The sequence below is a fragment of the Mucilaginibacter sp. PAMC 26640 genome, from assembly GCA_001596135.1.
Lineage (GTDB): Bacteria > Bacteroidota > Bacteroidia > Sphingobacteriales > Sphingobacteriaceae > Mucilaginibacter.
In genome coordinates this window covers 4,807,896-4,829,503 of record CP014773.1, presented here as the reverse complement: position 1 = coordinate 4,829,503, position 21,608 = coordinate 4,807,896, and the positions used below count along the sequence as shown (strand labels likewise).

Below are 21,608 nucleotides of genomic sequence, written 5' to 3'. Positions count from 1 at the left end.
ATATTTTGCGATGCCTAGCATCAAGGGTAAAAATAGGTAATATTTCGTCACAAAGAAATACTATATTTAGCGAACCATAAATCTATAAGTGAACCAAAACCCTGAACAAATCGCAAGAGATGAAATTGACAAGCAATTATTACTTTGCGGTTGGTTAATACAGAATAAAAAACAAATTAACCTAAGTGCCGGGGTTGGAGTTGCAGTTAGGGAATATCAAACCGAAACCGGGCCTGCCGATTACATTTTATTTATAGATAAAAAGCCTGTCGGTGTTATAGAAGCCAAGCGTGAAGACGAGGGGCTAAAGCTCACCGTTGTTGAAGAACAATCCACCGAATACGCCAAATCGAAACTAAAATATCTCAATAACGATCCGCTGCCTTTTGTTTATGAAAGCACCGGCGAGATAACCCGCTTCACAGACTATCGTGATCCTAAACCACGCTCACGGCCAGTATTTACTTTCCACAGGCCAGAGACGTTTCAGCAATGGCTGAAAGAGACTAAAACACTCAGGGCAAGACTACATGATAATCCATTATTAGAAACAGCCGGGTTACGTGACTGCCAGGTAACTGCAATAACTAACATCGAAAAATCCTTTCGCGATAACCGACCAAAAGCTTTAATACAGATGGCTACTGGTTCCGGTAAAACATTTACAGCAATATCATTTATATATCGTTTATTAAAATTTGCAAAAGCGAAACGAATATTATTCGTGGTTGATACCAAAAACTTAGGAGAACAAGCTGAGCAGGAATTTAAAAGATATGAACCGCAAGATGACAACCGCTTGTTTCCTGAATTATACGGCGTATCCCGCCTAACAAGTTCTTTTGTACCCAATGATAGCCAGGTTTACATAAGTACGATACAGCGGCTGTATTCAATCCTGAAAGGGACGGAATTGGATGAGAGGGATGAAGAAGAAAACCCCAACGAGAAAAGACTAGTTAACAAAGAGCCTTTACCCGTTATATATAGTCAGAAAACTCCAATGGAGTTCTTTGACTTCATTGTAATCGACGAATGCCACCGCAGCATTTACAATCTTTGGAAGCAAGTTTTAGATTACTTCGATGCATTTCAAATTGGCTTAACAGCTACCCCAGATAACCGCACTTTTGGTTATTTTAATCAAAACCTGGTTTGTGATTATGGCTATCAAAAAGCTGTCGAAGATGGTGTACTGGTGCCATACAATGTTTTTGAGATTGTAACTAAAATCACTCAGCAAGGTTCAAAAATTGAATTGGGTGAATATATAGGGAAGCGTGAAAAGCTCACCCGTAAACAGTTTTGGAACACCTTAGATGAGGAGGTAGAATATAACGGCAGGCAATTGGATGATAAGGTAGTTAATCCCAACCAGCTGCGCATGATTATTCAAGCAGTTAGAGAACAGTTGCCAGTAATGTTTCCTGACCGGAAGATTGAGCCCACTAATACTACACCAGAAAGTTTTGAAGTGCCTAAAATGCTCATTTTTGCGAAGAGCGACAGCCATGCAGACGACATTATCAATATAGTGCGTGAAGAATTTGCCGAGGAGAATAAGTTTTGCAAAAAGATTACCTATCGAAGTGAGGAAGATCCCAAAAGTATTTTACAGCAGTTTAGGAATAGTTATTATCCTCGTGTGGCGGTAACAGTTGACATGATTGCTACAGGTACAGATATACGCCCGCTTGAGGTGTTATTATTTATGCGGGATGTAAAAAGCCGTAGCTATTACGAACAAATGAAAGGCCGCGGTACACGTACCTGTAGCCTGGAAGAATTAAAAGCTACAGGTACACCTGGTGCCAAATACACAAAGGATCATTTTGTAATTATAGATGCTATTGGTGTAGAGAAAAGCCAAAAGACGGATAGCCGCCCATTGGAAAAAAAGCCGGGCTTGTCTTTAAAGGAAGTTATAGAAAGTGTACACATTGGTAATACCGCTGAGGACATGCTCACTACACTTGCAAACAGGTTGATCCGTTTGGATAAGCTGATCAATGAAAAGGAAAAGATGGCTTTCGCGGAGAAAGCACAAGGGCAAAGCATAAACCATGTAGTTAAACAGTTATTGAACGCATACGATCCCGACACGCTTGAAAATATACGCATGAGTATTGATGAGCAAACGCCTGGTGCCGCGCCTTCTGACAAAGAGATACTATTTAAGGAACAACACGAGAAGCTAATAGAACAAGCTACGCAGATATTTGATAGTTTTGAGCTGCGTAACTTTGTAATAGATATACGTAAGCAGTACGACCAGGTGATTGACCATGTTAACCCTGATGAGTTAGTAAATATAGGTTGGGTTAAGGATAATGTGGTGATAGCTGAAGGTTTAGTACAGGACTTTAAGATCTGGATTGAAGATAACAAGACAGAGATAATCGCACTTCAAATATTTTACGGGCAACCCTACCATAGGCGTGAGTTGACTTATAAGATGATTAAAGACCTTGCGGAGACTATTAAGACAAGTAAACCACTATTCGCACCGTTAAGTATATGGCGAGCATATGCCCAGTTAGAAAAGGTAAATGACCAACCCAAAAACGAATTAATAGCTTTGGTTTCGCTGATTCGCAGGATTAGCGGCATTGATGGAAGCTTAACTATTTACGATAAAACGGTTGATCTGAACTTTCAGCAATGGGTATTTACTAAACAAGCTGGTACATTGAAATTTAACGAAGAGCAAATGCAGTGGTTGCGTATGATTAAAGATTACATTGCCTCTAGCTTTCATGTAGAGCAGGATGATTTTGAGCTCGATCCGTTTAACAAACAAGGTGGCTTAGGCAAAATGTGGCAATTGTTTGGTGATAGTACTGGTGAAATAATTAATGAGTTAAACGAAGTATTGGCAGCGTAAGATGAATATAAAATTGCCGGAAGGTTGGAGAGTCACGAAGCTTGCTGATTTTGTTAAATCAAAAAAGGGGAAGAAACCAAAATTTGTTTCGACGGAGCAAACTCCTGAGTTTAATATACCATATGTAAACATTAAAGCCTTCGAAAAGAATATTATTGATGAATACACAGATGGTCAAGGATGTGTACTTTGTGAAGAAGATGATTTTTTAATGGTATGGGATGGATCACGTTCTGGCTACGTTGGAAGAGCGATAAAGGGTGCTATTGGAAGCACACTCGTAAAATTAAGCTTTCCAAAAGAGGTTTTTGAAAAATATGCCTACTATTTTCTTCAATCTAAATACATTGAGATAAATACCAGAGCAAAAGGTGTAGGTATCCCCCATGTTGATCCGAACCTGGTTTGGAATTATGAATTTTCACTTCCTCCAATAGCAGAGCAATATCGTATCGTTGAAAAAATAGAGGAGCTCTTTAGTGAACTGGATAAAGGCATTGAAAACTTACAAACCGCACAACAGCAACTTAAAGTTTATAGGCAAGCGGTTTTAAAATGGGCTTTTGAGGGTAAATTGACTAATGAAAATATTGAAAATGGAAATTTGCCGAAAAGTTGGATGAAAACAACGATAAACGAAATCTGTACAAGTGTTGAATACGGTTCTGCTATAAAATCAAAAAATGCTGGCAGTGTACCCGTATTAAGAATGGGCAATATTCAAAGCGGCAAATTCGATTGGGGTGACTTAGTATACACTGATGATGAGAAAGAGATAAGTAAATATTTGCTTAAAAAGGATGATGTTCTATTTAACAGAACCAATAGTGCTGAACTTGTTGGTAAAACGGCAATATATAAAGGTGACCGCCCGGCCATATTTGCGGGTTATTTAATTCGAATTAATAGAATTGATTCTTTGATAAATGCAGACTATCTAACATACTTCTTAAATACTCATGCTGCAAAGAGTTATGGGAATTCAGTAAGAAGTTTTGGTGTTAACCAGTCAAATATAAATGGGACTAAGCTAAAAACCTACCCAATAACGTTACCATTGCTTGATGAGCAAATACGGGTGGTTCAAGAAATTGAAAGCCGCCTTAGCGTGTGCGATAAAATAGAAGAAACCATAACTAAAAGCCTACAACAAGCCGAGGCATTAAGACAAAGTGTTTTGAAAAAAGCTTTTGAAGGTAAGTTGATATAGATAAAGGAGCCGATTTTTTCCTAAGATCTGGGGACTACTTATTATAAATTATTGTTCAATATTTAGAGGCTTTTAGGGGCGACTGCAAATAAGCTTTTATTACAACAATCAAGTTAATCTTAAAGAACAAAAGATGTTTAATCGTTTGTTATCAGAATTTTACAATTTGTAAGTCATGAAGAAAGTTCAAATGACGTTTTTTACAGAAACAAATAATGTTAGATTTCCCTCTATTCAGTTGACTAAGGATAATTGGGACGATTACCATCACAAGGTTTCATTTAACGTATATCTTCATTCAGCTCAAACCAATTATCTTCACTTGGGGACAATTAAGATTTTGGACGATAGCACAAAAGAGACTGTATTACCAAAGCAATTTGACAAGTTGCCACCTAACTATTGTTCATTAGGACAGTCGATGGAATATTATGAAAACATAAAAAAATATTGTCCTTCAAATTTTGAAGAGGTCCTTGAAGCATTAAATGATGTCGCATTTGATGATGATATTGCTAAAACCTTTGAAGGAATTGAAGGGTTTCAGACTGCGCTTCTTAGATTTGGTTCCGCAGAAATTGCTTTCAAAGAGGCTAAAAATTTGCTTTTATACGATTTACGTACAATCACCGACGATATTGAATTTAGTTATGAGGTCCAGTTGGAAGGTGCATCAGATAAACATAAAGTTAATTTTAATTTCAACAAAACTGAACACTTGCCATACCGAATTAATGTTTTAATAGGAAAAAACGGTACGGGTAAAACGTCCTATTTAGGAGGAATGGTAAAATCAATCAGTGGGGTAAAAAATAAGCAAGGCTTTCTGCCACACTACCCGCTATTTAGTAAAGTAATAGCTATCTCTTATAGTTTATTTGACGACTTTCCTAAGCCGCCCAATTCAACAGTATTTAATTATAGATATATTGGATTACGAGCAGGTGAGGAAGATATTGTAAGCGACGAAAAGTTAGGGCAAAAATTGCGAGCAGCCTTATTTGCTATTATCGACGATAATCGGGATGATCAATGGTATGAAATAATTAACGAGATCATACCATTAAAGGACTTAGGTTTATCAACAGCAAATGACCTGAATAAGGAATGGGTCAGTAGTATATCTTATGAAAAGGCCAAACGATTAAGCTCCGGTCAAAGTATTTTACTTTTTATTTTAACAGAACTTATTGCAACGATCCAAGACAAGACCCTAATTCTTTTTGATGAGCCCGAAACCCACTTGCATCCAAGTGCTATAGCGCAACTAATGAATGGGTTTTATAATATATTGTCCATGTATGAGTCATATGCAATCATTTCAACACATTCTCCAATAATTATTCAAGATGTTCCATCTAAGTATATATCAGTATTTGAACGGCATGGTAATTTACCTATTATTAAGAGACTTGCAATGGAGAGCTTTGGTGAAAATATTTCTGAAATAACTAGTATAGCTTTTGGAACCGTAGATGTTAAAGAACTTTACAAAATTTATCTCGAAAAAATGGTAAATGAAGGTTTTGATTCTTTAGAAGCCATTAATTATTTTTTCGATGACAAATTAAGTTTTAACGCTCAATTGTACTTAGCCGCACTTGTTCAAATTAACAGAAATGAAAAATCTTAACTACATTAATTGTACTGAAATTAATGAATTTGATTTAATTGTTAACTCTAAGCATGAACCAACAAAAACAAGATTGGTAAATCTAAGGCAGAGAATAAATATTGACTTTAATGACTACTTAACTAATTTCAACAATGTAGTTAATTTACCTACATCGACTTATGTAACACCCGACTCGGATGCCTTAAAAGGTTGTTATGATATAAAAACCAAAGCAAGGGATGATTTAATGAAACGAATTTACAATGCACAAAGCGTTGACTTTCAAACAACCTGTGCTTATTGTTTGTATTTTTTGACATCCACAATAGATCATTATATTCCTATTGAAGAATATTCGGAGTTCGGAGTTTTAGCCAAAAATTTATTCCCTTGCTGCTCTAATTGCAATGCTATAAAAAATAGATTTTGGCGGCAAGATAATAATAGATTATTTATTCATTTATACAACGATATTATTCCCAATGTTAGATTTTTATTTTGTAACCTACAATTTTCAGGAGTAAATCCAGTGATCACTTTTTCTATAAATAACAATGGTGCTTTAATAAACACCGATCTTTTTAGTGTAATGAACTCGCATTTTACAAAACTTAATTTATGTCAATTGTACTCTTATGGTATTCCCAAATTAGTCTCTGACATTAAGACCGATATTAAAGCTGTAAAACGCATACTTACGGGGACAATAAATCCTATGTATATCAAACTCTTTTACTAACAAAGTCATCAGATTTGAAGCGGCGATATGGAATTAATTATTGGCAATCAATATCTATAGACATACTAGCAAACTCACAGCATTTTTTAAATTCTTTATGACCTCATCCGCAATAATATCCAAAGTCTGGTCCTTTTGTAATACACTTCGCGACGATGGTGTTAGTTATGGAGATTATCTGGAGCAGCTTACTTATCTTCTGTTTTTAAAAATGGCTGATGAGTACAGTAAGCCCCCATATAACCGCCCATTGCCAATTCCCAAAGAATTCAGTTGGGAGAGCTTAACCTCAAAGAGAGGTGCGGAACTCGAATTACATTACTCCGTTTTACTGCGTGAATTAGGCCAGCAAAAAGGTGTTTTAGGTCAAATTTTTACTAAAAGCCAAAATAAAATACAAGATCCAGCGAAGCTGTTTAAGCTTATCGACATGATCCATCGTGAAAACTGGGTAATGATGGATACTGACGTTAAAGGCGACATATACGAGGGACTGCTTGAGAAGAACGCAGAGGACACCAAAAGTGGTGCGGGGCAGTACTTTACCCCTCGAGCATTGATAAGTGCTATGGTGGCTTGTATTCGCCCCGAGCCAGGTAAAACTATTGCTGACCCTGCATGCGGCACCGGAGGATTCTTTTTGTCGGCATATGATTTTATTGCCAACGAAAAAAACCACAAACTTGATAAAGAACAAAAGCGCTTTTTGAAATATAACACGTTTTTTGGAAACGAGATTGTTGCGGGTACCCGTAGAATGGCCCTCATGAACTTGTTTCTACACAACATTGGAGATATCGACAGCGATAATAACATTTCGCCAGCGGATTCGCTAATAGCCCAAAGTAGCACTACTTACGATTATGTACTAGCTAATCCACCATTCGGTAAAAAAAGCAGCCAAACATTTACTAATGAAGAGGGCGAGCAGGAAAAAGAAGACTTAACTTATAACCGTCAAGACTTCTTTGCAACTACCAGTAACAAGCAGCTTAATTTTGTGCAGCATATACGCACTATGCTTAAAACAACAGGTTTGGCAGCAGTAGTACTGCCGGACAATGTTTTGTTTGAGGGCGGTGCAGGCGAGTTAGTACGGAAGAAGATCTTAGAGACAACCGATTTACATACTATCCTACGTTTGCCTACGGGTATATTTTATGCAAACGGTGTAAAGGCAAATGTGGTTTTCTTTGATGCTAAGCCATCAGCGAAAGACCCATGGACAAAAGAGATATGGTATTACGATTATCGTACTAACGTTCACCACACGCTTAAAAAGAACCCGTTAAAGCTTGATGATCTGCAAGACTTCATCAACTGTTATCAACCGGGTAATCGACACACGCGTAAAGAAACCTTCAATGCAGAAACTAACCCGGAAGGCCGTTGGAGGAAGTTTGCTTATGATGAGATTGTAAGCCGGGATAAAACCAGTTTAGATATAACCTGGCTAAAAGATAAATCACTTGCTGATTTGGACAACCTGCCTGATCCGGACGTATTAGCGTTAGATATTATGGAAAACTTGGAAGCAGGTTTGGAGAATTTTAGGTCGATAATAAAGCAGTTGAGGTAACTAATTTATAAATGCTTCAATTTGGTTATATATTATGGCTGGATTAAAGGGAAGATATTGATTGCATTCAGACAAGACTTAGCACTTGTCATGAATTGTATCTGCAATATGGGGACATTATTTTAAATAGTTTGGCGGCTACCGTATAGATAAATCAAAGTGCTATAACTCATTTAGCATTTTATCCATACTGTTTTACTATGTAATAAATTGCAAACCAAGTCAATCATAATTTTATGCTTACTCCCTACTTTAATAATATTGAATCTGCACTGATTTCAGCTCTTGAAATTGCTTCCCAAAAAGTGGTTATAGCTGTTGCCTGGTTTAATAACGAGCGGTTATTTGCAAGCATTTTAAGGGCAGCCCGTCGAGACGTCCAGGTAATTTTGCTGATAATAAACGACCGTATGAACAATCGGCCTGGTGGTTTAGCTTTTCAGCGTTTGATCGATTCCGGTGTAATATTTCACTTTTCAAAGGGTAAGAGATTAATGCACAATAAGTTTTGCATTATAGATAACAATGCTGTCTTCACTGGCTCTTACAATTGGACCTACGCTGCGGAAACTAGTAACCAAGAAAATTTAATAAAAATAGAAGACGAGAAAACGGCTTCCTATTATTTTGAAGCATTTAACACCCTGCTTCTGTCAGCAAATTCGGTATTTGATATACAAGATTATCTAATGCAGAATCCACCTTCCGAGATAGTCGCTGCTAATGACCATTTGGATTTAGAACTTGTTGCTGCATACGAATGCGGCATTGTTCCAGAAGAAATATATGAGGAATCGGTAAGATCTCAGCCCCTGATATATCCTCAATATGCGGCTTCCTTAAAAGAATTCTGTCAGCGATATCCTATAATTCTTTTACGCCAGTTGGCCAAGCAATATACATGGGATGCGGTTACATTGGTAGCTTATAGAAATAAAGTGAACTTTTCGCAAATTCAATATGCCACTAAAACAATATGGACAGCGGAATTAATTAGAGAGTTTAGTAAACCTCTATTTAAAGCTTCCCACAGCTTAGGTACCCATTTCCCTGGCAATGAAATGATTTTTTTATCTCTTAATGAATTATTGGAATTTCCAGATCTTCAAAAAAGGTACGAAGAGTTGAAAAGTCGTTATTCTCAGTATTCAGATATTAATCGTAACCATAACGAGCGATTTTTTATCTACAAAGTATTTGCAGACCTGCAACCAACTCCTAACCCATCAAATCACTCGCAGGCAACCCAGGATTATATTAACCTTAGTTATGTGTGGACTGAAGATGAATTGATTAGACGAGCACCTGAAATTGAATTTTGGACAGTACTTGGTTATCCTGAAATTGAGTGGACAAGGGAGACGCTACTAACCGTTCAATCATTAAAAACGTGGCAATTCTATATTTTTTGCAGGCAGACATTCTTAACACCTGAACAATTAATTGCGTTTCATGATATTTTAGATTGGAAAGGAGTGGCAGCTAACGCTACTATTAAATGGACAATGAAAATGTTTGATATTCATAGATCAAAACTGGTGGTAAACGCAGAGCAATTTAGTTTGAATACAACTTTCCCATGGACACCTCAATTTATTATTGCAAATGAAGAATGGTTAAATTTTAAGGCCTTGTCAGGAAATACTGGCGTGGTATTTACGGAGCATCTAATTTTGCGTTATCGTAATAGATGGTGGTTCAAGGGCAATTATAGCTTTAAATCAATTTCTGGCAACACAGCAGTAGAGTGGAATGCCTACTTAATAGATGAACTTAAAAATGACCTTCATTGGATAGATGTTGCAGAAAACACCTCTACTAAATGGACACTTGAATTGATTGAAAAATATCTACCGGAACATGAGACAGAATATTTCCTTACCAAATTATCATACAATCCTAACATTTGGAAACGCCTTTTTGAAAGTAAAATAACTGCTGAATGGTTACGTTCCATTGCTCCGCAACTACCATCAGATGAACACCGTACATGGTAGTTGAATAAAAGTTGCTTAATAAAACAGAGGCGTTAAATCAGAGTTATCTCAAATTGACTTTCACTAGATGAATGATTATGCCAAACATTTTAAAAAGTTGCCAAAGTCCGGTTGGTATTCAAAGTCGAAAGGTGGATGACTTCAGATCTGATCAATAATACATCCGCCATTTGCTGGAATTTAGCAAAAATAGGACTACCGAGGGAATAGTTAACCATTACGCTTTTGGCATATAATAAAAGTTTAGTTCTTTCTGAACAGCACCTTGTTTTTGCTAATTATTTTAGCATAACTTTGCATTATGGAAAGCAAAGCAGAAATCATAAAACTTAACCACCAACTAAAAAGCGGCCTGACAGATGGTGAATTTATTGCATTAGGAGAAGCTTTGGGAAGCAAAGTGGATTTTGTAAGCGGTAATTGCAATTCTAGTGTTGAGCAATACTCAATAAAGGTGGCAACTAACCTGACGATCAACTTTCTTTTTAATCATGGTAGTTAAGCGGTATAAAAAAGGTGAGATACACCCCGGCCGACCACTTGCCGGCTTTTGGGTTCATGCAGCATTTGAAAGCCCTGGTACTGACTACGAGGAGGAACGAATCAGCCTGGATACTTATGTCAGCAACCACCCGCATGCGGTTTACTACATCAAAGTTGATGGTGACTGTCTAGAGTACTCGGGTATCGAAAGTGAAGATCTGTTGGTTGTAGACAAAAGCTTAAAACCCGTAAATGGCGACATTATCATCGGAGTACTTAATGATGAGTATGTACTGGCATGTTACATGGAATTCGAAGGACGAAAATACCTAATGCCCGATAACCCAAAATACGCCCCACACCTGGTAAATGAATACGATCGCTTTACAATTGAAGGAGTTATCCCGCATACTGTCCTCAACCAAAGAAGACAGAACAATGTACGCGTTAATCGATTGCAACAACTTCTACGTATCGTGCGAACGAGTATTTCAGCCTGAGCTACGCGGTAAAGCCGGCGTAGTTCTTAGCAATAACGACGGATGTGCGATTGCCCGCAGTCAGGAAGCCAAAGATCTTGGTGTAAAAATGGGCACTCCGTATTTTGAACTGGAAAAACTTGTTGACGAAGGTAAGTTATGGTTCCGTTCATCAAATTATACGCTCTACCAGGATATGATGCGCAGGGTCACCGGCATTGTTTGTGAAATGTGGCCGGAGATGGAGATATACAGCATCGATGAAAGCTTCGTTGACCTTAAAATGTTTCATGCCCATGATCTGGAGGCCATGGCCAATTTATTGCGGGAAAGGATTCTGCAGCAGACAGGCATACCGGTGTGTATCGGCATAGCGCCGACACGTACACTGGCCAAGGTGGCGAACCGTTGCGCAAAGAAGTACTTCAAAAATACCGGCGTATGTGTATTGGATGACCGGGGCCGAACTGATTTTGCCATGGAAAATATGCCCATCGAGGATGTTTGGGGAATCGGGCCTAAGAATGCGGCAAAGCTTATCAAGATTGGTGTCAATAAGGCTAAGGACTTCGCTGCAATAAACGATTACGAGTACATCAATAAGCGCTTTACAATAACCGGGCTACGCACATGGTATGAGCTGAATGGGAAATCAGTATTGAGTATGGAATACCTGCCACCGGATAAAAAAGGCATTTGTACCGGGCGAAGCTTTGGTCAAAAAACCGACGACTACCAGGTTATTGAAGATGCGCTGTGTGCCTTCGTTCAGAACTCTGCCCCAAAGCTGCGGGCCCAAGGATCACTATGTGGCCAGCTGCAGGTATTCTTACACACAAGCCAGTTCGAGGTGGTTCACAAACTTAAAAGCGCGGCTCACACCATGGATCTTGCAATTCCTACGAACATTACCCAGGAGCTATTGAAGTACGCTGTGCAGTGCTTAAAAAGGATATACCGCCCGGGTTATCCTTATCAGAAGGTCGGCATATTTCTAACGAAGTTCACACCTGAAAGCGCCAGGCAGATGTATCTGCTGGAAGATATGGATAAACGGGCGAAAATGTTGAATGTGACCAAGATCGCGGACAAAATGAACCACCTCATGGGAAAAGATACAGTTCGTTTTGCAGCAATGGGTTATGATCAGCCCTGGCGGATGCGTCAGGGGTATTTAAGCAAGAAGTTTACAACAAATTTGGAAGACGTATTAGTAGTTAAAGGTTTGTTACTATGAATTAAGTTATTAAATATTAGGAAATAGGTCAACTTGGTAAGGTAAATTATATTTCTTAAACATGCTTTGTCTAAACTGATAATGGGTCGTAGATTCCTTCATGGTTTCTATAGCTTGATCTATATAAACACGTAGTTGTTTTACCCCTTCATTGTTTAAATATTGGTAATTTTTATTAAGCCTAATGCAGTAACCAACATATTTATTCATAGCTTGTATAGTAGGTAGAACTTCTTTATTAAATCGGCTATAAATAACTTGATTAGTAAAATCAGCCACTTCTTTTGGTTTAATAAAATCTCGTGGATTTCCGTCTAATCGTAAAAGCCTAAAAATCTCAATGTAAAAATCTGACACAAATTGTGGTGGGTGATTCTGAATATTTTCAGATAATACCTTTTTAATTTCCGCAATTGAAAATTCGCCGCCTCCAAGTAAACGATGCTTTAAATTATCTCTATCTAAGCTTCTATCCGAACCTTTGTCTAAGATCCGGCCATCAGGACCTTTAAGCAACCATTGCTGTAAATCTTGCCGCGATTCCTCTATTCTTTGTTTTCGTGCGTCTAAATTTAATTGTGCTTTGTTTTTTTCTTTCATAATCAGTTATATAAGATATCTCTTTTACTTGTTATCCATTCAATATTGCTCAGTTTTTGTTTCCAATCGCTACCTATTTGACAAAGCAATGGTTCGAAATTTGGATTCATTTTATTCGCCTTAGCCCATGCTGATCTATTAGACTCACCGCGATCAAGCGCATAAAAGGTGTATATAAAGCTATGGTGAAAATGATGATCTCTCGCAAACTTCTCAACATAATCAGGATCTATAATGTGAGGCCTAATGACCTCGTATTTTGACTTTGGAAGAAGGTATTCCCGAGCAAAATAGTCAGCTTCAATTTCTTTTTCCCTAACTGTAAGACTATCTGGCTTTTCCTCAGATAAGTGATATTGGCCCACAACTATTTCTTCCCAATCAAAAATTACATGAAAAAGTTCGTGTAAGAGGGTGAACCACAATGTTGTATAAAATCCTCTATAGTTAGATATTACGACGCAGGGTTTGTTGTTAACAGAGAAAGTGGCTCCCTTAAGTTTCAGGTCAGCCATAGTGGGCTGATAAATAACCGTAATCCCTAATTTAAAGAGATCTTTAATAATACTAATTAGTCCTTCCTCAACATTAAGAGAATGCCATCTAATTTGCGAAAAATAGTCGATTAGTCCCTTTCTATCGTAGTCGTAAGGGTTATTTATAAGTTTACATTTATCAATTGCACTTTCAAGCCAAAATATACGTGAACCTCTATTTTTCACCTCACCTTTTGCTGCACTAAACGCGGGTCTAACATCTGATACACGGAAATCAAATATGGACTTAAGCCCAAAGTGATTAGTTAAAGACTGTTCTATACTTTGAAAGTCACTAATAGAATCTATAACTCCAGCGCTTCTAAGTGCAGCTAAATCAAAGTTTAGTTTTATAAATTCAATTGAGCTGGTTGAAAGCTCTGCGATTTCTGGAAAGTTTTTTTGAAGTGCATCTATATATAATCGAACAACTTCTTCTTTATTCACTCTTAAAAAACGAGATAGCTTAGCAAGGTTTAAAAAGTCAGTTCTCCTTTGGGTTCCTTCCAGAATACCATTTAAGCTTAACCGTTCAATTTTCATCACTTCTAAGGAAGCAGTTTTAGTGATGTCAAGTTCTTGAATTCGTTTGTCAAACAACTCACTCAAAGAAATATTGATCTTAAAGGCTGCAGGTCTAAACAAATCATCTAACACACTATCCGCAAAATCTCGCTTGTCCATACAATAAAAAGGTATAATTACCTTTTCAAATATAACAAAAAAAATGTAAATAGAGATATATTTACAAATAAAAAGGGCTTAATACCTTTTTACTTACTATTCTCCTCCAACACCAACCCCTCATCATTATTCGGCTTGTCCTTTCTATTTGTCGAATTGATCCGGCTCGAAACCTGGTATCTATCCATAAGATCATCAGGGAATGGCTGGCATAAGCTAAGCATATCTGCAGACGAGATATCCTTTGATAGCCAGGCTAACTCGTTTTCTTTAGATAAAATTACCGGCATGCGCTTCTTTTCATGAATTTCGCTAACCAGATCGGTTGACTGCGTAGTTATTATAGAGAAGGTACGGATTCATGATTTGTCTACCGGGTTTACCCATTGGGACCATAGGCCGGCAAATGCAAACAGCGGGCGATCTTTAACTGTAAATCGATAAGGCTCTTTAATAATCTTCTTACCTTCCGGAATGCGCTTCCATTCATAAAACCCAGTTGTAAGAACCAAGCATGTTTTGTGATTTGTCACCAATGGCTTCCATAAGCTACTTTTCAACAAACTATCATCTCTTGAATTAAATGAATCATAATCCATCTTGTCGGTAGTCGAATAATGAGGCACTATACCAAAGTGCATAAGCTGGCCATAATCGGGTTCGTCCGCGGTAATAACCACAGTCTCATCGGTAATTGCGATGTTCCAGTTCTGACTATACTCTGCAGATAATTTACCGAGGGCATAAGCTTGCATAATTTCTTTGTCTGAAGCTGCTAATGTAAATCGTGCGCACATGGTTAGAAAAGTTCAGTGTTTAAAATTATTGGTGGTTTTATTGAAGTTCCAAGTTTGGCATTGAGTTGATTAATGAAATAAACACACGCCTGTGGGACATGTCTTTCATCGTTTTGATGCATAAAGAACCAGACTGATTTCAAACCCTGATTTTTCCAACCCTTTATTCGATCTACCCAGTCATCCATTCTTTTATAATCGCTGTCATCGAGGTTATTGCCTACAAAACGAATAAAAGCATCGGTTGTGGTCAATTCCATGTGTACGCAATCTCATCTACCCGATGTGTCAGAAATTACTGTACTAACATTGTGTTCAGATAAAAGGTTAAATAATGCTCTACGATAATTAATGTCGTTAAACCAGTTTTTATTTCGAGCCTCCAGGCTAACTTTTATTTCTGGATCTAAGGATTCAAGAAATGCTATTAATTGAGGATAGCTTTTAGGGGAGAAGTTATCTCCAAGCTGCAGCAACAAAGGTCCAAGATGATTGCCAAATCCGCTTAAACTTTGATAAAATTAAACAGTTTGTTGTTCCGCATTGGCTAACCTTCTAATATGGGTTATTATCTGCGGAAATTTGGGACAGAATTTGAAGCCGGGTGAATTTTCTACTTGTACTGTCCAACGGGCAAATTCTTCGGCATTATATATACACATAATTTAAAGACAATTGGCGAATGAGCATTGTTTTTAAGGTTGAAATAAATAATACTATTCGATTAGTATCAATGGAAGCGAAGAAGACCTTGGAGTATTTAAACAGTTCATTATGGGTGCCTGCTAGGCGGATACCGGCCATTTCTATACGCTGCTGGACTACCGGGATCTTCGCTTGGTAATAGGCTTCATCAGGTTTTCTGCCATTTCGGTCCATATCGTCATATATCTTGCTGGCTATCTGGTGACTTTCGAAACCCATTTCATCGGGCTATCACTTTGCCATTGTTTGATTTGTGCGGGTGTGGCAATATCATAGTCTGTTGCCATTTGGTCAAAGGTCTTACCTTCTTTATTGATGAGGCTGCTGTCCCAAAGGCCGTGCAAATTGGAGCCATTGCCGTTGAACTGGATCTGAAAGTCATTAGCACCTCTGTCGCTGGCTTTGCTTAAATGCATGGGCTGGTGGCAATCGCTGATAAAATGAACGAGAAATTTAAGCGCAATGGCTTTTTGCGCGGTAGTGGTTGTAGGGCTTTTGATGTCCCGCTCACATTTCAGGATAGCCCCGTAAACATTAGTGCTATCGAGGGTGATCACATGAGCGGTGAAATCCTGGTAATTCATGCCAAGGGTGAATTCCAGGTAATGCCGAGGCCCGGTATATTTATAGGCGGGTGTCGAACGTGCCTGGTCAGCCTAGGAAGCGATAGCTGCGATAGCGGTATCACCAATGAAGTTGCGGATACCTGCTTTCGCTTGTGGTGTCAAATGGTTTTCTGAAATAGTGCCAATAGGTTTGTGACCCACCCCTCCCCAGGAAATCAGGGCGGCAGATATTGCAATAAATAATCCGGTGTACACACTTTTTTTCATAGTGCAAAAATAGCTGCCTAATGTAAATTTAGCGTTAAAAATTTTATTTGAATCGTACGCCGTGAAGAGTAGCCCTTTACTGTACTTGGGAAGCATTTCGCCTGAATTTTTCGCGCTAAGGCACTTATTCGAGTCTTACATAAGAATGCAGCACGATACTCATTGTCGTTGAATAAAGCCTTCATACAACCACTAATAACTTCCATTAATTTGCTAAAGCTTTCATAGCTTGCCTTGCCCAAATTTCTTTTAAACCAACTGCGTGCTCTTTTGGTGTAATTTTTATATACTTCAAAAAAGCTTTTTCTGTACGGTGTCCTGTTATCGCCATGATCGTTATACTTGGGACATTCATTAAATACATATTAGTAGCAAAAGATCTCCTGGCAGTATGAGTAGAAACAAGTTTGTAAATCGGTAAATTTCCAACAACCACACTTCCACCTTTGTATGATCTTATTTGCTCTATTCCATCAAATCCAGCTTCCTTTGCTAACTCTTTTAAATACTTATTCATGTTAACATTTGAGATTGACGGCGGTAAGGAATTTTTTGTAAGCCCAGAGTACTTTTTCATGATACTTTTTATTACATTATGAATTGGAATTACTACCTGCTCCCCTGTCTTCTGGGTTTCTATCTCAATGAACTCACCTGAGATGTTTTTAGGCCCTATGGCGTTGAAATCCGAAAAGCGGAGGCCTGTCCAGCATCCAACTAAAAAAAGGTCTCTAACGCGATCTAATCGCGTATTTTTAGTGAGGTCAAGATTCATTATAATCTCCAATTGTGCGGCATTCAAATAAATATTGTCAGTGTCATTTTGTAGTCTAAGAAAACGCTTATGATTATGTTTCTGGTTAGTATGGAGGCCTCGTTCAAATGCCTCGTTTAAGAACAGTTTGATATTTTTAATGTGTAGCCCGAAATAATTATTTGAGACTTTTTCAATTTCGAACATGTAGTCTTTAAAATCATTGTAGAAGTCCATGTTAATCTCTTCAAAATTCACTTTACATTTAGTATGCTTTTCAAAACGCTCCAATGCTCTTAATGTATTTTGATAGGCTTTGTGTGAATCTGCAGCAAAACGTTGCTTTGACTTTGGATTTGTTCGCTTACCGGACTTTGTGTCTTCAATCAATTGCTCGATAAAACCGAACAGCGTGATCTTTATGGTTTTGTCAATCTTCGTTTTATCCGACAATTCCAATTTGACTTTGCTCTTTAAGAGCTCTGTAGATGGATAGGTTTTTGTTTCCGAAATATGATTGCGGTAGACTGATTTAATAATAGATTCTATATCATCTAACCGCTGGTTTAATTCAGGGTACTCAACAAATTGTCTGGATGCCTTAGCGCGTTGTTTTTCAACATCCCAAAATTTTGGTTTGATACTTTCTACACTGGATATTACGACCTTTAAATTATTATATCGAATAACACAGTGAATAGCGGTGTCCTTATCTTTAGTAAGCTGGTCACGCAGATTAAAATTAACTTTTACGGGTTTGATGTCTTTGATTGCCATGGAGTAATGTTTGACAATGCAAATGTAAAGTAAAATAATATTCGTTGTCGCTTTTGTTGTCGATTAATTTTTATCTAGCTTGATTTAGTTTTATCGATTTTTCTAGTTGATAGCTAATTTACATATGAACATGAGTTTTATTAATTGTTTTAACGTCTACTGATCACAAAGGTAATAGTCCAGATGGGATCACAAGTAACGCTTTCCTAGTTATATAGGAAAGCGTTTTTTTTATGCCTCAGAATTAAATTTCAAGAGCCAAATGCTTTTATATTGAGTTAATCAATTTAAGCTTTTTAGCAGCGGCTACTGGTGATTTTTCAGCCATTCCAATCTTCTTTGGTCTGGCAGATGCTTAACGGAAAAATTTTCAAATTTAGCTTCAAAGCCATCTCCGTCCGGGCAAGCGGCCATTAGTCCAACCATCACAGGTGCGTTATCTTTAAGTGGCGCGTTGCGGGTCATGATATAAGTTTTATCATCGAGGGAGTAAAAGATTTCCAGGGCATCTAATCTGCGTACCACCTTGATCCAAATAAACGGAGGTGATTTGTCGAGCGTGGTGACGCTCCAGTCGCTTTTGATATGGGTCACTACAGTGCTAACGTTAAATTTGCCATCAACAAACTCAACGCCTGTTTTGATATAGTTTTCGTGGTCTGTGCGGACCATTAAACCCATTTGGTCAAACCGGGCTTTGTAGGCTCCTGTCAATTTAACTTTTGCCTCAAATTCGCCGCCATAATTACCATAGTAAAAAGGGGCATCATCAACAGTAAATCCATAATGAGAGATACGCCAGTAATCACTTTTAGGCGTGACCTGCATGATCAGGCTGTTGTTCTTAATTTCCCAATGTTCCGGTTCGTTAAACCAGATTAGTTTTTGCAAGCTTTGTGCTTTCATTTCATTAATGCTCCAGAACAATAGTAAAGTAAAAAATAATTTTTTCATAATTTCATGATTAGGGCGACCGAAGTTAACCATCCGCTTTTGTATGTTCGTAAAGTTATAAGGCAATTGAAAAACCTTCAATGGTGATTTATAACCATGATCTTATATGACACATCTTCGCAAATTGCTGGATATAAAATTATTAAAACAGTCTTTTAATTCATCTTCGGGTCACGTATTATTACTGGATAATGCTAAGACGATTGCTCAGTTATATTCAAGTTTTAACAACAGTATAAGTGTGCTAAGTGATATAAAGGCAAGAAAAAGTTATATCTATTATGGCGCAGTTGCTGACTCACTCGGCTTAGTAAGTCGACCGGCTGAAATCAATTCTATTTGGGAAGATGAGTTACTTGGTTTGATCCATTCAGGAGATCTGCAAAAAAAGTATAAGCTTGAACTTCGCTATTTTCAGCTACTCAATACAACTGCAATAGCTGATCGTTCAGTCTATGAAGTCATCACTAAACTAAGAGCTCGATCCATTGACGGTAAAATTATCTTATTACAACATCGTTTGCTTTACATCAGCAGTTCACCCGACGACAGTATCTGGCTAGCGCTTTGCTTATATAATTTAATACCTGACCATCCCGGCTTTGATGCACCCGACGGGCTGATTCTTAATACGAGGACCGGAAGCATTGTCGGTGCTGAAGAAAAATCCCCCGAGATATTGTCATGCCGGGAAATAGAAATCATGCAATTAATCCGCCAGGGGAAAAGAAGTAAAGAGATTGCTGAAACCTTGACATTAAGTATTAATACAGTGAACAGACACCGTCAGAATATTTTTTACAAATTAAATGTGACTAACGCGCTGGAAGCTTGTAGGGTAATGGAGACTGTCGGTTTGTTTTAACGGGAATCGTTTAATCGATTTCGCAATTGGTGACGGCTTCGAATAAGCAAGATTACAATTAGCGACAGAATACTTCGGCGGTCCGGGCATTCAACTTGACGAAATAGTTTCTTCCACTTAAAAACCACTGGTTTAGTTTTTCCAAAGCAAAATTTGCTTTTTGAGCCAATGCCTTTAACCAGATTATCAAAAGTTAAAGTACCATAAATTATCATGGTACTTTAACTGAAGAATTCTATTTCAAAATATCCTATTATCTGTGTTAAATTGCCGGTGCAGTGGCAATTTTTAAAAGAGCTGCATCCGGGTGGCTGCGAACTATTGGCTTAACATCTAATATCATGGTAGCACCGTTTGTTGATGTGTAAGCCGGCCACACAGGCAAAGTTGCCGTATTCGGGTTCCCTGTCTTTGCAAAATTGATCCAGGCACTGCTTATTTTTGAAGCAAGCGCGTAAGCATCTTTACCTCCGCCGGTCATTTCCTCACACCGTTTGATATTGTCAAACTGGAAAGCAATGTCCATACAATGCATCGCTTTGTACATACCATCATTTACAGGCGATTGCCAGGTAAAGAGATACATATACACCGGTGCGGATCCTTTTAATCCCGATTTCTGATCTGCCTGCTTGATAGCTAACGAGCGAAAGCCAAATTCTATATCGATATACCCTGCTGGTTTAGTGGTATTCGGATAGGCTTGCTTTACAGCGGCTATGAAAGCATCAGTATTTGCCCCATATCGTTTTTGAAGCGTGGTTTTTACGCCATCCATCGTTAAACCCTTCGGTGTAGGTGCGAAGGCGGCAAACTCATTTTTTGTTGTTCCTACCAATAATGGTATTGTCTTAGCTAGTTCCATTGCCTTTGGGTCGGCCGGTTGGTAAGGGAACATTTCCCCATCCAATACTGCATTCCAACCAACAGGAGCGTGTTTTCCTTCTTTTTTCAAATCGCCACTAACCTTTCCAATTGCTTTTTTACTAGCTAAGTTTAAGGTTTCGTAAGATATCTTTTGAAGGGAATCTACCTGGGAAGGCTGAAGGTGTAGTTCATTCAGCAACGCTGCTGCTACTCTTTGGGACACCGTTTTCTCTGAGAACGAGGTTACATAACTCCCGCTTTCAACAATAGCTTTTCGAAACAAGCCTTTCGCGCTTGGAGTATTCATCATGCAGGTAACTTTACCGCCACCTCCCGATTGTCCGAAGATGGTGACGTTATTAGGATCACCTCCAAATTGGGCAATATTTTCTTTCACCCATTGCAAAGCTGCAACTAAATCAGCAAGTCCGGCGTTACCTGAATTCTTATACTTTTCACCATAGGCTGAAAGATCTAGAAATCCTAAAACATTCAATCGATGGTTTACCGAAACTAAGACAACGTCACCTTTTTTAGCAAGGTTTTCGCCATCGTAGGATGGCAATTCAATCGACGACCCGGCTGTAAACCCACCACCGTGAAGCCATACCATCACAGGCCGTTTCTTACCGTCATTTAATTTCTGCGTCCAGATGTTCAACGTTTGACAATGCTCATTTGAATAACCCAGATTATGATTAAAGGCAAATTCGAATGGATCATTAACGCTTGTAGTTGGATCTGTTGGACAAACGGGGCCATAAGTCATTGAACTACGAACATCAGTCCAGGGCTTTGGCTTTTGTGGTGCGGTGAATCGCTCAGACATTGCGTAAGGAATACCTTTAAACGTAAAGATATTATTGTGAATATAGCCTTTCACTTTACCGTATGCGGTAGAAGTTACTGCAATATTCTCCCCAGCCTTCACAGCATCTTCACTTTGGCTAAATGCCGTAGTTCTTAGCAGGTACATAACTGCTAAGGTTAACAAAGTAATTTTTTTTCTCATA

General features: G+C 38.2%; 20 protein-coding genes. 10 read left to right on the top strand and 10 right to left on the bottom strand.

Translation table 11 applies throughout. The annotated features are described in order from the left end of the window. Nucleotides 1-88: 88 nt before the first annotated feature. The 9 genes from A0256_20730 to A0256_20690 all read left to right on the top strand — a co-directional run bounded on the left by A0256_20730 (nt 89) and on the right by A0256_20690 (nt 12,223). Nucleotides 89-2,884: a restriction endonuclease subunit R gene (locus tag A0256_20730; GenBank protein ID AMR33682.1), complete on the top strand. Its 2,796-nt coding sequence runs from the start codon at nt 89-91 to the stop codon at nt 2,882-2,884. 1 nt (nt 2,885) lies between these two features. Further along, complete coding sequence (locus A0256_20725) at nt 2,886-4,094, top strand: hypothetical protein (protein ID AMR33681.1); 1,209 nt, start codon at nt 2,886-2,888, stop codon at nt 4,092-4,094. 175 nt (nt 4,095-4,269) lie between these two features. Next, the gene (locus A0256_20720) at nt 4,270-5,727 is read left to right on the top strand and encodes a hypothetical protein (protein ID AMR33680.1); all 1,458 of its coding nucleotides are present in this window, start codon (nt 4,270-4,272) and stop codon (nt 5,725-5,727) included. Further along, nucleotides 5,714-6,448 (top strand): hypothetical protein, encoded by a 735-nt coding sequence (locus A0256_20715; GenBank protein ID AMR33679.1) that lies wholly within the window; start codon nt 5,714-5,716, stop codon nt 6,446-6,448. The genes A0256_20720 and A0256_20715 overlap by 14 nt, the downstream gene beginning before the upstream one ends. Nucleotides 6,449-6,545: 97 nt before the next feature. Then, nucleotides 6,546-8,027, top strand: coding sequence for a DNA methyltransferase (locus A0256_20710; protein ID AMR33678.1), 1,482 nt, complete (start codon nt 6,546-6,548; stop codon nt 8,025-8,027). A 236-nt stretch (nt 8,028-8,263) separates the two neighbouring features. Then, a complete protein-coding gene (locus tag A0256_20705) occupies nt 8,264-10,024 on the top strand; it encodes a hypothetical protein (protein AMR33677.1) in 1,761 nt (586 codons plus the stop codon). A 301-nt stretch (nt 10,025-10,325) separates the two neighbouring features. Beyond that, a complete protein-coding gene (locus tag A0256_20700) occupies nt 10,326-10,526 on the top strand; it encodes a hypothetical protein (protein ID AMR33676.1) in 201 nt (66 codons plus the stop codon). Beyond that, nucleotides 10,516-11,007, top strand: a complete 492-nt coding sequence (locus A0256_20695) for a hypothetical protein (protein ID AMR33675.1) — start codon at nt 10,516-10,518, stop codon at nt 11,005-11,007. The genes A0256_20700 and A0256_20695 overlap by 11 nt, the downstream gene beginning before the upstream one ends. Further along, nucleotides 10,946-12,223: a hypothetical protein gene (locus A0256_20690; protein AMR33674.1), complete on the top strand. Its 1,278-nt coding sequence runs from the start codon at nt 10,946-10,948 to the stop codon at nt 12,221-12,223. Before A0256_20695 ends, A0256_20690 begins: the two co-directional genes overlap by 62 nt. Before the next feature lie 9 nt (nt 12,224-12,232). On the opposite strand, the gene A0256_20685 is transcribed toward A0256_20690, so the two are convergent. The 9 genes from A0256_20685 to A0256_20645 all read right to left on the bottom strand — a co-directional run bounded on the left by A0256_20685 (nt 12,233) and on the right by A0256_20645 (nt 18,863). Continuing rightward, entirely contained in the window at nt 12,233-12,823 is a 591-nt protein-coding gene (locus A0256_20685) for a hypothetical protein (GenBank protein AMR33673.1), read from the bottom strand. A gap of 2 nt (nt 12,824-12,825) precedes the next feature. After that, complete coding sequence (locus tag A0256_20680; protein ID AMR33672.1) at nt 12,826-14,043, bottom strand: hypothetical protein; 1,218 nt, start codon at nt 14,041-14,043, stop codon at nt 12,826-12,828. An 89-nt stretch (nt 14,044-14,132) separates the two neighbouring features. Then, nucleotides 14,133-14,333 carry a hypothetical protein gene (locus A0256_20675; protein AMR33671.1) on the bottom strand — a complete coding sequence of 67 codons (201 nt, stop codon included), beginning with the start codon at nt 14,331-14,333 and terminating at the stop codon, nt 14,133-14,135. Nucleotides 14,334-14,402: 69 nt separating this feature from the next. Continuing rightward, nucleotides 14,403-14,840, bottom strand: coding sequence for a hypothetical protein (locus tag A0256_20670; protein AMR33670.1), 438 nt, complete (start codon nt 14,838-14,840; stop codon nt 14,403-14,405). A 2-nt stretch (nt 14,841-14,842) separates the two neighbouring features. Next, nucleotides 14,843-15,100 (bottom strand): hypothetical protein, encoded by a 258-nt coding sequence (locus A0256_20665; protein ID AMR33669.1) that lies wholly within the window; start codon nt 15,098-15,100, stop codon nt 14,843-14,845. Nucleotides 15,101-15,488: 388 nt separating this feature from the next. Then, nucleotides 15,489-15,764: a hypothetical protein gene (locus A0256_20660; GenBank protein ID AMR33668.1), complete on the bottom strand. Its 276-nt coding sequence runs from the start codon at nt 15,762-15,764 to the stop codon at nt 15,489-15,491. After that, nucleotides 15,740-16,129, bottom strand: a complete 390-nt coding sequence (locus tag A0256_20655) for a hypothetical protein (GenBank protein ID AMR33667.1) — start codon at nt 16,127-16,129, stop codon at nt 15,740-15,742. Before A0256_20655 ends, A0256_20660 begins: the two co-directional genes overlap by 25 nt. A 454-nt stretch (nt 16,130-16,583) precedes the next feature. Then, complete coding sequence (locus tag A0256_20650) at nt 16,584-17,909, bottom strand: hypothetical protein (protein AMR33666.1); 1,326 nt, start codon at nt 17,907-17,909, stop codon at nt 16,584-16,586. 306 nt (nt 17,910-18,215) lie between these two features. Beyond that, nucleotides 18,216-18,863 (bottom strand): hypothetical protein, encoded by a 648-nt coding sequence (locus tag A0256_20645; GenBank protein ID AMR34636.1) that lies wholly within the window; start codon nt 18,861-18,863, stop codon nt 18,216-18,218. Between the two features lie 106 nt (nt 18,864-18,969). Between A0256_20645 and A0256_20640 the strand changes: the two genes are divergently transcribed. Beyond that, nucleotides 18,970-19,728, top strand: a complete 759-nt coding sequence (locus tag A0256_20640) for a hypothetical protein (protein ID AMR33665.1) — start codon at nt 18,970-18,972, stop codon at nt 19,726-19,728. 262 nt (nt 19,729-19,990) lie between these two features. Here the strand turns inward: A0256_20640 and A0256_20635 are convergent, their stop codons facing one another. Beyond that, nucleotides 19,991-21,607 (bottom strand): carboxylesterase, encoded by a 1,617-nt coding sequence (locus A0256_20635; protein AMR33664.1) that lies wholly within the window; start codon nt 21,605-21,607, stop codon nt 19,991-19,993. Nucleotide 21,608: the final 1 nt, after the last annotated feature.